10 protein-coding genes are annotated in these 13,670 nt (G+C 64.4%); 2 read left to right on the top strand and 8 right to left on the bottom strand.

Annotation, left to right across the window (positions count from 1 at the left end; translation table 11 throughout):
• Positions 1 to 39: 39 nt before the first annotated feature.
• Positions 40 to 255: a 50S ribosomal protein L31 gene (gene rpmE / locus AACQ43_RS18350; RefSeq protein ID WP_016352348.1), complete on the bottom strand. Its 216-nt coding sequence runs from the start codon at positions 253 to 255 to the stop codon at positions 40 to 42.
• A gap of 147 nt (positions 256 to 402) precedes the next feature.
• On the opposite strand from rpmE, the gene priA reads away from it, so the two are divergent.
• Complete coding sequence (gene priA / locus AACQ43_RS18345) at positions 403 to 2,610, top strand: primosomal protein N' (protein WP_168968163.1); 2,208 nt, start codon at positions 403 to 405, stop codon at positions 2,608 to 2,610.
• Positions 2,611 to 2,689: 79 nt separating this feature from the next.
• Here the strand turns inward: priA and AACQ43_RS18340 are convergent, their stop codons facing one another.
• The 7 genes from AACQ43_RS18340 to ilvG form a co-directional block, all read right to left on the bottom strand.
• On the bottom strand, positions 2,690 to 3,814 hold the full coding sequence (locus AACQ43_RS18340; RefSeq protein ID WP_168968161.1) for a hypothetical protein: 1,125 nt from the start codon (positions 3,812 to 3,814) through the stop codon (positions 2,690 to 2,692).
• Between the two features lie 152 nt (positions 3,815 to 3,966).
• Positions 3,967 to 5,073 (bottom strand): porin OmpA, encoded by a 1,107-nt coding sequence (gene ompA / locus AACQ43_RS18335; protein ID WP_168968159.1) that lies wholly within the window; start codon positions 5,071 to 5,073, stop codon positions 3,967 to 3,969.
• 248 nt (positions 5,074 to 5,321) lie between these two features.
• Positions 5,322 to 6,842, bottom strand: a complete 1,521-nt coding sequence (ilvA, locus tag AACQ43_RS18330; protein WP_168968155.1) for a threonine ammonia-lyase, biosynthetic — start codon at positions 6,840 to 6,842, stop codon at positions 5,322 to 5,324.
• A gap of 3 nt (positions 6,843 to 6,845) precedes the next feature.
• Positions 6,846 to 8,687 (bottom strand): dihydroxy-acid dehydratase, encoded by a 1,842-nt coding sequence (gene ilvD / locus AACQ43_RS18325; protein ID WP_024945527.1) that lies wholly within the window; start codon positions 8,685 to 8,687, stop codon positions 6,846 to 6,848.
• Positions 8,688 to 8,832: 145 nt separating this feature from the next.
• A complete protein-coding gene (locus AACQ43_RS18320) occupies positions 8,833 to 9,777 on the bottom strand; it encodes a branched-chain amino acid transaminase (protein WP_076362184.1) in 945 nt (314 codons plus the stop codon).
• Positions 9,778 to 9,789: 12 nt separating this feature from the next.
• Positions 9,790 to 10,041, bottom strand: coding sequence for an acetolactate synthase 2 small subunit (gene ilvM / locus AACQ43_RS18315; protein WP_005306810.1), 252 nt, complete (start codon positions 10,039 to 10,041; stop codon positions 9,790 to 9,792).
• On the bottom strand, positions 10,038 to 11,684 hold the full coding sequence (ilvG, locus tag AACQ43_RS18310; protein ID WP_168968153.1) for an acetolactate synthase 2 catalytic subunit: 1,647 nt from the start codon (positions 11,682 to 11,684) through the stop codon (positions 10,038 to 10,040). The genes ilvM and ilvG overlap by 4 nt, the downstream gene beginning before the upstream one ends.
• A 383-nt stretch (positions 11,685 to 12,067) precedes the next feature.
• Between ilvG and AACQ43_RS18305 the strand changes: the two genes are divergently transcribed.
• The gene (locus AACQ43_RS18305; protein ID WP_168968151.1) at positions 12,068 to 13,582 is read left to right on the top strand and encodes a YifB family Mg chelatase-like AAA ATPase; all 1,515 of its coding nucleotides are present in this window, start codon (positions 12,068 to 12,070) and stop codon (positions 13,580 to 13,582) included.
• Positions 13,583 to 13,670: the final 88 nt, after the last annotated feature.

Below are 13,670 nucleotides of genomic sequence, written 5' to 3'. Positions count from 1 at the left end.
CCCATTGGGCGCCTTTTTCAGAATTCTTCAGAAGTAGAATTACTTCTTGGTGGTCATCGCACCGAAACGCTTGTTGAACTTGTCTACGCGGCCGCCGCTAGAAACTTCTTTCTGCTTGCCGGTATAGAACGGGTGGCACTCGGAGCACACGTCCAGGTTCAGATCTTTACCCAGGGTAGAGAAGGTGTTGATGACGTTACCGCAAGAGCACTTGGCGGTGATGGCTACGTAGTCAGGATGGATACCAGCTTTCATGGACAACCTCAATTATCAGGCCGTGTCGCTATCCGATCTTCTGTCGGACACCACACGATTGTTGAACACAGTTTCAAAGGCTGCGAATAATATAGGAAATGCCTGAGTTCAGGCAAGTGGCTTCGCAGAAAAAATAGGCAATCTCTGGTGAATTCTTCCCAAACGCTGGATCTGGTTCGTGTGGCTGTACCGGTGCCGTTACGCCGTCACTTCGACTATCTCTCCCCCCTGCCTCTGCCTGCTCCCGGCTGCCGGGTCGAGATCCCGTTCGGCCCGCAAACCCTGGTCGGGCTGGTGGTGGATCACTCGGCCGACAGCCAGGTACCGCGCAATAAGCTCAAGCCGATCAAACGCGTGCTTGATGGCGCTCCCGTGCTGGGGCCCGACATTCTGGCGCTGATGAACTGGAGCGCCAGCTACTACCAGCACCCGCTGGGAGAGGTACTGCCTCACGCCCTGCCGGTGCTGGTGCGCAAGGGGGAGCCTGCCGCCTATCGCGAGCTGGAATTCTGGTTCGCCACCGAGGCCGGCATGGCGGTCGATCTCAACGAGCTCAAGCGAGCGGCCAAGCAGCAGCAGGCGCTCGCCCTGCTGCGCAAGGGGCCGCAGACCCCCTCCGCCCTCAAGCAGGAGGAGATCCAAAGTGCAGCACTCACCGCGCTGGAGAAGAAAGGGCTGCTGGAGAAGCGTTCGCTGGAGCCGAGCCATGACGGCGACTGGGTCGCCCGTTTTGAGCCGGGGGAGGGGCTGCGCCTCAACGGCGAGCAGGCGCTGGCGGTCTCTGCTGTCACCAGCCAGAGCGACAGGTTCGGCGCCTTCCTGCTGGACGGCATCACCGGCTCCGGCAAGACCGAGGTTTACCTGAGCATCCTCGAGCCCCTGCTCAAGGCGGGCAAACAGGCGCTGGTGATGGTGCCCGAGATAGGCCTCACTCCGCAGACCATCAACCGCTTTCGCCGCCGCTTCAACGTGCCGGTGGTGGCGATGAACTCGGCCATGAACGATCGGGAGCGGCTCGATGCCTGGCTGGCCTGCCGCGACGGTGGCGCCGCCATCCTGATCGGCACCCGCTCCGCGGTGTTCACCCCGTTTCACAACCTCGGCATCATCATCATCGACGAGGAGCACGACGGCTCTTTCAAGCAGCAGGACGGTTTTCGCTACCACGCGCGGGATCTGGCGGTGATGCGGGCCCATCGCGCCGGCATCCCCATCCTGCTCGGCTCGGCCACCCCGTCGCTGGAGACATTGCACAACGCCCGCACTGGCAAGTATCACCACCTCACTCTCACTCGCCGCGCCGGCAATGCCCAGACCGCCCGCCAGGTGATCCTGGACATCAAGAACGTGCGGCTGCAGGCCGGTCTCTCCCCTCAGCTGGAGCAGCTGATGGCGGAACATCTGGTGGCGGGCAACCAGGTGATGCTGTTTCTCAACCGTCGTGGCTATGCCCCGGCTCTGATTTGCCACCAATGCGGCTGGAGCGCCGCCTGCGAGCGCTGTGATGCCTGGTACACCTGGCATCAGGCCGGGCGACGGCTACACTGCCACCACTGCGACAGCGTGCGCCCGCTGCCCCATCACTGCCCCGAGTGTGGCAGCAACGAGCTGATCGGCTCCGGGGTGGGCACCGAACAGCTGGAGCAGCTGCTCGGCACCGTGTTCCCGCAATATCCGGTGGTGCGCATCGATCGGGACAACACCCGGCGCAAGGGGGAGCTGGAGACCCACCTCGGCGACATCAAAGCGGGCAAGTACAAGATCCTGATCGGCACCCAGATGCTGGCCAAGGGCCACCACTTCCCGGACGTGACGCTGGTCGGGCTGCTGGATGTGGATGGTGCCCTGTTCAGTGCCGATTTTCGCGCCGCCGAGAAGCTGGCCCAGCTCTACACCCAGGTGGCGGGCCGCGCCGGCCGCGCCAGCAAGCCGGGGTTGGTGGTGCTGCAGAGCCACCATCCGGAGCACGCCCTGCTGCAGGATCTGACCCAGAACGGCTATGGCCACTTCGCCGACACGGCGCTGAAAGAGCGCCGCCTGCTGGGGCTGCCACCGTTCAGCTATCAGGGGCTGTTTCGGGCCGAGGCCAACGGCCGCGACGAGGTGCAGCTGTTCCTCAGCCGCCTCGCCGATACCCTGCGCAGCGCCCGTTATCCCCATGTTCAGGTGCTGGGGCCCATCAGCGGCTTCATGGAGCGCAAGGCGGGCAAGTTTCGCATGCAGTTGCTGGTGCAGGGGCCCAACCGGGCGCCACTGGCCCAGTTGCTGGATTGGGCGGTGAAGGAGCTGGAGGGGTGGCCCGAGACCAAGCGGGTACGCTGGAGCCTCGACATCGACCCCACCGAGCTGAACTGAGTCAGGCTCTGGTCGCAGAGGGGGAAACGGCCGCCGACGTGCGGCGCCAGCGGCCGGGTTTGCCATGCGGGTGCCGGGTTCAGACCCGCAGGTCGACCTGCTGCACCCAGCCTCCCTTGCCCTGCTCGGTCACATAGAGACCGGACTGGCGCAACACCCCCTGATTGCCGCTTTCCCCCAGATGGTTGAAGGGGGTATCGAGAGGATGCAGCAGGATGGCGCCGATCCCCAGCTCCACCAGGGCGATGGGGGACTGTTCTGGCTGCCAGAACTGCAGCGCCGAGAACTGGCTGTCCCGCTCGTCCAGTACCCCGTTGCCATCCTCATCCAGGGTCGCCAGCTCGCCAAAACCGTTGCCGGAGCGGGCCCCGAACAGCTCGCCGCCGTCATCTATGGTGCCGTTGCCGTTGCGATCCAGCGCCACGAAGCCGCTCCCTTCACTCAGGCCGGGCAGACTGTCCGCCTTGCCATCCTGATCGATGTCGAAATTGACCCGGGCGTCGGTCAGACCGGCTATCTTGCCGTCCAGGCTGAGCACCAGCGGATCCTTGAGGGCATTGAGGGTGGTGCGACGCTGGCTGATGTCGAGCTGGCGCCAGTCCAGCACAAAACCCAGATCCAGCTGCAGGGTCTGGCCATCCTGGGTCTGCAAGTTCGCCGCCGCCACCACGTTGAGCTGCTCTTTTTGCAGCAGGCTGTCGGTCACCTCCACCAGCTGATCCGGCTCGGCGGCGGGCTGGGTCCCCTCGCCCGTCGGCGCGGAGACTCCCTCCGCGCTCTGCTCGGCCGGCTTTATCGGGTCCGGCAACTCTATCTCGTGGCCCAGCATCGCCTCGATCATCAGCTTGATGAGCCGCTGGCGGTTGTCGAGCCCGTCGTTGGGAATGCCATCCTGTTCGCCCTTGTCGGTCTCGGCAGGCTTGGCGGGTGCCGGTGTCGGGGCGGCTGGCACCGGGCCGGCAGCAGTACGGCTGGCCATCTGCAGCGTCAGCAGGCTGCTGCGGGTGAAGGTGAGCTGGCTGCCACCGCCGATCGCAGGCGTCGAGTCCGCCGGCACCGTGGCCTGGGACTGCACCTGGCTGGCTGCCGGCACGGGACCGAGCCGGCGCACCTTGCGGGACTGCGCCTGTTGCTGCTGGTATTGCACCTCCCCCTGGAGGTCGTAGTGATCGATGCGCATATCTTCGCCCTCGGCGCCATACATCTGGTCAGTTATCGACCAGCTGCCGGGGTGGCCTTAACACCGATTGGCTATATCAGGGGGTTGCTGCATCGGCCTCTGCGTATAACCGCTCCCGCTGGCGGCAATGAAAAGGGAGGCCTGAGCCTCCCTTGTCGTTCATGCTGTCACCGTGGTCATTGCGCCGCTTGGGAGACCCCTTCCAGCCGCACTTCCACCCGCCGATCTGGTGCCAGGCAGGCGATCAGCGCCGGTTTGGAGCCGCTGCTGCAGTTGTTGCCGGTGATCGGAGAAGACTTGCCGCGCCCCTCGACCCGCACCTTGTCGGCAAACAGTCCCTTGGCGATCAGATAGTCGGCGACGCTGCGAGCGCGCTGCTCGGAGAGCGCCTGGTTGTAGGCGTCGGAGCCGATGCGATCGGTGTGGCCGATCACGGTCGCCACCCCGTCTTTCGGATTGGCCGCCACTATCTGGCTGAACAGGTTGTCGAGCGCCTGGCTGGCAGCCGGCTTCAGGGTCGCCTTGTTGAACTCGAACAACACGTCCGAGCTCAGGCTGAAGGTCTTGGGCACCACCACCACGGCGGGAGCAGGCGCCGCAGCCGGGGCCGGGGCGGGCGCCGCCACTTCGCCGCCCTGCTGGCCGAAGCGATAGAGCATGGCGAAGGCCAGCATGCCGTTGTCCATCTCGATGCCGGCACGATCGAGGGAGGTATCCCCGAGCGGGGTGGTGTACTGGTATTCGAGGCGGGCGGCCCAGTCACGGTCGATGGCGTATTCGGCCCCCAGCGCCCCGACGAACACGGCGCCATGCTTGTTGCCGGTATCCTTGATGAAGTCGGTGGCTGTCTGGGCCGACAGTTCGCTGTTGGTCCAGGCGTAGCCACCGCCGATCCGGCCATAGAGATCCAGCGCATCGTTGACCGGGAACCCTATCTTCATGGTGGTCTGGATCATCTGGCTCTTGGCTTCCCCTTCCACCCTCACCCCGCTCAATTCGCCGGACGAGGTGTACTTGCCGAACCAGTCATAACCGAATTCGAAGCCCAGGTTGGGGTTGAGCTGATAACCGGCAAAGGCGCCCAGCCCGAGCGTATCCTTGCTGGTGCTGGTGTTCTGCAGCGCCCCCAGGGTGTCGGAGACGACCTGCTTCTGATCCACGTCGAAGAACTTGGACCAGCCGGCCTTGCCGCCGGCGTACCAGGTGTTGTCCTGAGCGGCAGCCTGCACGGCCCCGCTGACGAGCAGGCCGCTGACCAGCACGGCAAGTATCGATTTGTTCATGGTGAAAGCCTCTGCAATGAGTCGTGATGGGCGCTCTTGCGCCTCTCTTCCCTGATGGGGCAAACCCGGCCCCGTCCATCAGGTTATCCCATCTGTTGCCAGCCTCAAATGACTTGGGACTCAAGAGTGTGAAGCGCCCGGCATTCCCGGCAGGAAAAGGCCCCATGCAGGGGGTATCTGCGGATGTGCCGGCCAGCACCATGAAAGAGGGAGGCCGATGGCCTCCCTCATTGCTGCTTGCAACGCACCTAGCTGGCCAAAAACAGCCGGTAGGCGGGGTCATCGCTCACCTCTTTCCAGCCGTAGCCAATTTCGTGCAGGTAGTCGTGGAAGGCCGCCACGTCTTCATCAGGCAGCTCGAACGCACAGAGCACCCGGCCGTAGTCGGCGCCGTGGTTGCGGTAGTGGAACAGGCTGATGTTCCAGCGACAGCCCAGGGTCTCCAGAAAGCGCATCAGGGCACCAGGCTGCTCCGGAAACTTGAAGCTGTAGAGGCGTTCACCGAGGGGCCGGGCCGGGCGGCCGCCAATCATGTAACGCACGTGGTTCTTGGCCAGCTCGCTCTCGGTCATATTGACCACCGGATAGCCGTTGCCGCCCAGCTGATCGATGATCTGGCCCAGCTCCTCGTCACCGCCGGTGAGGCGCACCGAGACGAACAGCGACGCCTGCTCGGCATCCGCATAACGATAGTTGAACTCGGTCACCATGCGCGGCCCAAGTTGACGGCAGAAGTCGAGGAAGGCCCCCTTGCGCTCAGGGATGGTCACCGCCAGCATGCCCTCGCGCTTCTCGCCGATCTCGCAGCGCTCCGACACGTAACGCAGGCTGTGGAAGTTGACGTTGGCACCGGACAAAATGGCCGCCATCCGACCACCTTTGACCTGCTCCCGCTCGCTGTAGGCCTTGAGGCCCGCCAGCGACAGGGCCCCCGACGGCTCGGCGATGGCGCGGCAGTCATCGAAGATGTCTTTCAGTGCGGCGCAGATCTGGTCGTTGGAGACGGTCACCACTTCGTCCACATACTGGTTGCAGAGGCGGAAGGTCTCCTCGCCGATGCGCTTGACCGCCACCCCGTCCGCAAACAGCGAGACCCGCTCCAGATTGACCGGCTCACCGGCCGCCAGGGCGGCCTTGAGGCAGGCGGAGCCCTCCGCCTCCACCCCGATCACCTTCACATCCGGCAGCAGCTGCTTGATGTAGACCGCCACCCCGGCGGCCAGTCCGCCGCCACCCACCGGCACGAACACGTGGGTGAGGTGGGTATCCTGCTCCAGCAGCTCCTTGCCGATGGTGCCTTGGCCGGCGATCACCTCGACGTCGTCAAACGGCGGGATCAGGGTGTAGCCCTCCAACTCGGCGAGGCGGCGGCTCTCGCCGTAGGCCTCGTCGAAGCTGTTGCCAAACAGCATGACGTTACCGCCCTGACGGCGCACCGCGTCGATCTTGATGTCCGGCGTGGTCTTGGGCATCACTATGATCGCCTTGATACCGAGCTTGGCGGCCGACAGGGCGACCCCCTGGGCGTGGTTGCCGGCGGAGGCGGCGATGACGCCGCGCGCCTTCTGCTCCTCGGTCAGAGTGGCGATCTTGTGGTAGGCGCCGCGCAGCTTGAAGGAGTGGACCGGTTGCAGGTCCTCCCGCTTCAGGCTGACGTGGTTGCCGAGCCGCTCGGAGAGTTTCTTCAGGGTTTGCAGGGGGGTGACCCGCGCCGCCTCATAGACGGGGGAGAGCAACACCTTGCGTAGATAATCCGCTGCAGAGACCATGGTTTATTCCCCCAGCATCGAGCGATCGCGCACCGCGCCTTTATCTGCGCTGGTGGCGAACATGGCGTAGGCGCGCAGGGCAAAGGAGACCTGACGCTGGCGATCGAGCGGCTTCCAGCCACGGGCCTCGACGGCGACGCGGCGGGCGGCCAGCACGCTGTCGGCCACCTCCAGCACCATGCTGCGGGCCGGGATGTCGATGTTAATGATGTCGCCATCCTCCACCAAACCTATGGTGCCGCCGGAGGCCGCCTCCGGCGAGACGTGGCCGATGGAGAGACCCGAGGTACCGCCGGAGAAGCGGCCATCGGTGATCAGGGCACACGCCTTGCCCAATCCCATGGATTTCAGATAGGTGGTGGGGTAGAGCATCTCCTGCATGCCTGGACCCCCTTTCGGCCCTTCGTAGCGGATCACCACCACCTCACCGGCCTTGACGGTGCCATCCAGAATGCCGGCAACCGCCGTATCCTGGCTCTCGAATACCCGGGCCGGGCCACGGAAGGTGAGGTTCTCCTCATCCACCCCGGCGGTCTTGACGATGGCACCGTTCAGCGCCAGGTTGCCGGCGAGCACGGCCAGGCCCCCTTCCAGGCTGTAGGCGTTGTCCAGCGAGCGGATGCAGCCTTCGGCGCGGTCCAGATCCAGCTCCGGCCAGCGGCAATCCTGGCTGAACGCCTTGGTGGTGCGGATCCCGGCCGGCCCGGCGCGATAGAAGTCCACCACCTCCTGACTCGGCTGGCGGCTGACGTCGTATTCGGCCAGCAGCTCCACCAGCGAGGTGCCCAGCACGTTGCGGGTATCCCCGTGCACCAGGCCCGCTTTTTCCAGCTGCCCCAGGATGGCGACCACCCCGCCGGCGCGGTGCACGTCTTCCATGTGGTATTTCTGGGTGGAGGGCGCCACCTTGCAGAGCTGGGGCACCTTGCGCGACATGCGGTCGATGTCGGCCATGGTGAAGTCGACGCCCGCCTCCTGGGCCGCCGCCAGCAGGTGCAGCACGGTGTTGGTGGAGCCGCCCATGGCAATGTCGAGCGCCATGGCATTCTCGAACGCCGCCTTGGTGGCGATGTTGCGCGGCAGTGCCGAGGCATCGTCCTGCTCATACCAACGCTTGGCCAGGGTCACGATGCGCTGGCCCGCCAGCTTGAACAGCTGCTCGCGGTCACTGTGGGTTGCCAGCAGCGAACCGTTGCCAGGCTGGGACAGACCCAGCGCCTCGGTCAGGCAGTTCATGGAGTTGGCGGTGAACATGCCGGAGCAGGAGCCGCAGGTGGGACAGGCACTGCGCTCCACCTGTTCGCTCTGGGCGTCTGAAACCTTGGGGTCGGCGCCCTGGATCATGGCGTCCACCAGGTCCAGCTTGATGATCTGGTCGGAGAGCTTGGTCTTGCCCGCTTCCATCGGGCCGCCGGAGACGAAGATCACCGGTATGTTGATGCGCAGGGCAGCCATCAGCATCCCCGGGGTGATCTTGTCGCAGTTGGAGATACAGACCATAGCATCGGCGCAGTGGGCGTTGACCATGTACTCCACCGAGTCGGCAATCAGCTCGCGCGACGGCAGGGAGTAGAGCATGCCGCCGTGGCCCATGGCGATGCCGTCATCCACGGCGATGGTGTTGAACTCCTTGGCGACGCCGCCAGCGGCTTCAATCTCGCGCGCCACCAGCTGGCCCAGATCCTTGAGGTGGACGTGACCCGGCACAAACTGGGTGAAGGAGTTGACCACAGCGATGATGGGCTTGCCGAAATCCTGATCGGTCATTCCGGTGGCGCGCCACAGGGCGCGGGCCCCGGCCATGTTACGTCCGTGGGTGGTGGTGGCGGATCTCAACTTCGGCATGTCTCTACTCCCTGAATGCCCAGCGGGCTCATTATCTTTGGAAATGAAAAAGTGACTCTCGGATCGGGAATCGATCCTGGTGAGGGCACCGCGCAGAGCCCTGACCGGAAGCGACTCGGGGAGGCATGACGCCTCCCCTCTCTCATCAGTCGTTGACGGGGGTCAGCCAGCCCCACTTGTCCTCGGTCTGACCGTTGAACAGGCCGAAGAAGGCGTTTTGCAGCTGCTCGGTCACCGGGCCGCGACAGCCTGCGCCCACCTTCATCCGATCGACGGAACGCACCGGGGTCACCTCGGCGGCCGTGCCGGTCATGAAGATCTCGTCTGCGACATACAGGGCCTCGCGGGGCAGCGCCTGCTCGCGCACCTCGTAACCCAAGTCACGGGCCAGCGTCATGATGGTGTCACGGGTGATGCCGGGCAGGATGGCAGCGGTAGCGGGCGGGGTGAACAGCACGCAGTTCTTTACCAGGAACAGGTTCTCCCCCGCCCCTTCGCTCAGGTAGCCGTTCACGTCCAGCGCCAGCCCCTCGGCGAAGCCGTTGCGCTTGGCCTCGCGGCTGATCAGCTGGGAAGAAAGGTAGTTCCCGCCCGCCTTGGCGCCGGTGGGAATGGTGTTGGGAGCGAGCCGGTTCCAGGAGGTGACACAGACATCCACCCCGTTTTTAAGCCCCTCTTCCCCCAGATAGGCACCCCACGGCAGGGCGGCCACCATCAGGTCGGCCTTGGCATCCAGCGGCGGATGCAGCCCCAGCCCCACGTTGCCGACAAAGGCCAGCGGGCGCAGGTAGCCGCTCTTCAGGCCGTTCTCGCGCACCACGGTGCGGCAGGCTTCATTCACGTCGGCCTCGCTGTAGGGAACGTCCATCCAGTAGATTTTGGCGGAGTCGAACAGGCGGCGGGTGTGCTCCTGCAGGCGGAAGATGCAGGTCCCCTTGGGGGTATCGTAGGCGCGCACCCCTTCGAACACCGAGGAGCCATAGTGCAGGGCGTGACTCATCACGTGCACCTGGGCATCCTGCCAGGGCACCAGTTTGCCGTTGAACCAGATGTATTGGGGGTGAGTGGCGGATTGGGAAGGCTGTGACATTGGCTTGGCTCCTTAAGCTCTGATCCGGGGTTGCTGTTCCAGTGCATCGACCCGGGAGACGTCCACCAACTTCACCAGCTGGCTCCACAACTGCTGGATGGGACGCACCGACTCGACAGTAACCGTGATCCGCAGTTGTTGGCAATCCTGCTCCATGTTGAGGGCGCAGAGGTTGAAACCGCGGTGACGAACCACCCGCAGCACCCGCTCCATCACTTCTGGTCTGGGCTGGGCATGGATTTGCAAGGTATTGAACTGACTCATGGGCGTTGCTCCATCATCTGGTGGTTGGCGACTCCTGGCGGAACCAGGGGCCAGACGTTTTCTTCCTCTGAAATGGCCACATGCAGCAGGTAGGCACTCTCGCTGGCCAGCAGGCGATCGAGGGCGCCGGCTATCTGATCCTTGCATGTGATGGTTTCGCCGGGGATGCCGAAGGCGGCAGCCAGGGCGATGAAATCGGGGTTGTCGGAGAGGATGGTCTCGCTGTAGCGGCCGTCGAAGAACAGCTCCTGCCACTGGCGCACCATGCCGAGGCGCTGGTTGTCCAGCAGCACCATCTTCACCTTGAGCTGGGCCCGGCGGATGGTGCCGAGCTCCTGCACGTTCATCATGAAGGAGCCGTCACCGCTCACCAGCACCACTTCATCTTCGGGGCGCGACATCTTGGCGCCGATGGCGGCCGGCAGGCCGAAGCCCATGGTGCCGAGACCGGCGCTGGAGAGGTGGTTGCGCGGACTGGTGAAGCGCATGTGCTGGGCCACCCACATCTGGTGCTGACCCACGTCGCAGGCCACCACGCTGGTCTCCGGCAACCTGGCAGAGAGCTGCTTGAGCAGCGCCGGGGCATAGATGGGCTGACCGGGGTGGTCGTAGCGAAAGGCATACTCGCGGGCCATGTTCGCGCAATGCTCACGCCATGGGTCGATGGAGAGGGACATGGCGAGGCGCGGCAGCACCTGTTTGAGATCCTGAGTGATGCCCACCTCGGCGGCGCGGCGCTTGCCGAACTCGGCGGCATCCACATCGAGATGGATCACCTTGGCTTCGGGGGCGAACTCCTCCAGCTTGCCGGTCACCCGATCATCGAAACGGGCGCCCACCACCAGCAACAGGTCGCACTGCTGCACCGCGTAGTTGGCGGCCTTGGTGCCGTGCATGCCGAGCATGCCGAGATAAACGGGGCTGTCGGGGTCGAGCGCTCCTATCCCCTTGAGGGTGGTGACCGCAGGCATACCGGTGGCGGCGGCAAAATCGCGCAGCTGCTGCTCGGCATTGGCCATGCCCACCCCGCCACCGACGTAGAGCACCGGGCGCTCGGCGGAGGCCAGCAGGGTGCGGGCGGCCGTCAGTTCGGCCTGGCTCAGATGCTCGGGCTCTGCCACCGCAAACAGCGGGCTCTGGGCAGGCACCGCGGCCAGTTGCACATCCTTGGGCAGGTCGATCAGCACCGGGCCTGGGCGCCCTTCACTGGCGATGGCGAAGGCCTCGGTGATGACCCGCGGCAGATCGGCCACATCGGTCACCATGAAGGAGTGCTTGGTGCAGGAGAGAGACATGCCGAGCACGTCGACCTCCTGAAACGCATCGGTCCCGACGGCGGCACAGGGCACCTGACCGCTGATGGCCACCAGCGGCACCGAATCGAGCAGCGCCTCCGCGAGGCCAGTTACCAAGTTGGTGGCGCCGGGGCCGGAGGTGGCGATGCAGACCCCCACCTGACCGGAAGCGCGGGCATAACCTACCGCCGCCATGGCGGCACCCTGCTCATGGCGGCAGAGCTGATGGGCCAGGCCACCGTCATACAGGGCATCGTAGACCGGCATGATGGCCCCGCCCGGGTAACCAAACACCTGAGTCACACCCTGTTGTTTGAGAGCCTGTACCAAAAACTGCGCGCCGTTCATCTGCAAAATCCTGTCCTTTGGTCGAAAAAAAACCCCCGAGCTGTGAGGCTCGGGGGTCGCTTGTTTCGTTCTGTCCGGTGGTGGGTCTATCCCTTGTTCCGTGCAGCTAAACGAGCCCCGAGCGGTGAGATAATAATCACCACTAGGACCACAATAATGCTGACGAAACGGGAGGCCATGTTCATAGTTACAACCGGAAATCCTGTGAAATTGGGCGGTTTTTACCGCGAATGGCTATTAGAACTAGCACGGTGATTTTTATTGGGCAAGCGTTTTTTGCCTGACAAGACTCTGATTTTGACTGAGTCCGAACGCGTCGATTGGAACAAAAAACTAATAAAAAACGGTTAACCAGCACATACATCAAACCAAGGACGGGATTTATGTCATTAGCTGTGGTTTATAGCCGTGCCAGCTTAGGTGTTGCGGCCCCGCAAGTGACGGTGGAAGTCCATTTATCCAACGGGCTGCCCGCCTTCAACATGGTGGGCCTGCCGGAAACCTCGGTGAAAGAGTCGCGGGATCGGGTGCGCAGCGCCCTGCTAAACGGCAATTTCGAGTTCCCGAGCAAACACATCACGGTCAATCTGGCCCCCGCCGATCTGCCCAAGGAGGGGGGCCGCTTCGATCTGGCCATCGCCATCGGCATTCTCGCCGCTTCCAAGCAGATACCCGCCAAATACCTGCTCGATCACGAATTTTTAGGCGAGTTGGCCCTGACCGGCGAGATCCGTCCCGTGCTCGGGGTGCTGCCCGCCGTGCTCGCCTGCCGCGATGCGGGTCGCACCCTGCTGGTACCGCGAGAGAACGGCCCGGAAGCCTCCCTCATTCAGGACGCCGAAGTGCGCACCGCCCATCAGCTGCTGGCCGTCACCGCCTGGCTGGCGGGTCAATATGAGCTGCCGCAGCCGGATCCCCAGACCACGGAGGCCCTGCCCGATGTGCCGGACCTGCAGGACGTGATCGGCCAGTCCCAGGCCAAGCGAGCGCTGGAGATCGCCGCCGCCGGCAGCCACAACCTGCTGTTCATCGGCCCGCCCGGCACCGGCAAGAGCATGCTGGCCAGCCGATTGCCCGGCATCTTGCCGCCACTGAGCGAACAGGAGGCGCAGCAGACCGCCGCCATCCACTCCATCGGCGGCCTCACCCCGCGCGCCGGTCACTGGCACCACAGGCCCTACCGCACGCCGCACCACAGCGCCTCGGCAGTGGCGCTGGTGGGGGGTGGCAGTCACCCGCGGCCCGGTGAAATATCCCTGGCCCACAACGGGGTGCTGTTTCTGGATGAGTTACCCGAGTTCGAGCGCAAGGTGCTCGACTCCCTGCGTGAGCCGCTGGAGACGGGCCACATCACCATCAGCCGGGCCGCCCGCCAGGTGGATTTTCCCGCCCGCTTCCAGCTGGTGGGCGCCATGAACCCCAGCCCCTGCGGCCACTATGGCGATGGCCAGACCCGCTCCAGCCCGGATCAGATCCTGCGCTACCTTGGCAAGCTCTCCGGCCCCTTTCTCGACCGCTTCGACCTGACGGTGGAGGTGCCGCTGCTGCCCAAAGGCAGCCTGACCGGCAAGGCGGAGCGGGGGGAGTCGAGCCAGCAGATCCGCGAGCGGGTGCTGGGGGCGCGGGAGCGTATGCTGAGCCGTAACGGCAAGCTCAACAACCTGCTGGATAGCCGTGAGATAGATGATATTTGCCGACTATCACCGCAAGATGCCGAATTTTTGGAGAACGCCATCCAGAAGCTGGGGCTCAGCATCCGGGCCTGGCATCGCATCCTGCGGGTGTCGCGCACCATCGCGGATCTGGCAGGACGACAGGCCATCGAGAAGGAGCACCTGATCGAGGCGCTCGGCTACCGGGCCATGGACCGGCTGCTGTCGCGGCTGCGCAGCGGCTGATACAGGGCAGGAAGCGACCGCGATGGCCCCTCGCATGGTCTCGCGGGCCGTCGGCTGATATTATGGCCACAGATCTGACCACTTGATG

Origin of the sequence: Aeromonas sp. DNRA1 (assembly GCF_963888745.1) — a bacterium.
Lineage (GTDB): Bacteria > Pseudomonadota > Gammaproteobacteria > Enterobacterales > Aeromonadaceae > Aeromonas > Aeromonas hydrophila.
The sequence above is the reverse complement of the archived record's forward strand: the minus strand, read 5'-3'. Positions and strand labels throughout refer to the sequence as shown.

Bases quoted from the DNA above. Each gene is read 5' to 3' on its own strand.
- rpmE (WP_016352348.1), bottom strand. From the start codon at position 255: ATGAAAGCTGGTATCCATCCTGACTACGTAGCCATCACCGCCAAGTGC.
- AACQ43_RS18340 (WP_168968161.1), bottom strand. From the start codon at position 3,814: ATGTATGGCGCCGAGGGCGAAGATATGCGCATCGATCACTACGACCTC.
- ompA (WP_168968159.1), bottom strand. From the start codon at position 5,073: ATGAACAAATCGATACTTGCCGTGCTGGTCAGCGGCCTGCTCGTCAGC.
- ilvA (WP_168968155.1), bottom strand. From the start codon at position 6,842: ATGGTCTCTGCAGCGGATTATCTACGCAAGGTGTTGCTCTCCCCCGTC.
- ilvD (WP_024945527.1), bottom strand. From the start codon at position 8,687: ATGCCGAAGTTGAGATCCGCCACCACCACCCACGGACGTAACATGGCC.
- AACQ43_RS18320 (WP_076362184.1), bottom strand. From the start codon at position 9,777: ATGTCACAGCCTTCCCAATCCGCCACTCACCCCCAATACATCTGGTTC.
- ilvM (WP_005306810.1), bottom strand. From the start codon at position 10,041: ATGAGTCAGTTCAATACCTTGCAAATCCATGCCCAGCCCAGACCAGAA.
- ilvG (WP_168968153.1), bottom strand. From the start codon at position 11,684: ATGAACGGCGCGCAGTTTTTGGTACAGGCTCTCAAACAACAGGGTGTG.
- AACQ43_RS18305 (WP_168968151.1), top strand. From the start codon at position 12,068: ATGTCATTAGCTGTGGTTTATAGCCGTGCCAGCTTAGGTGTTGCGGCC.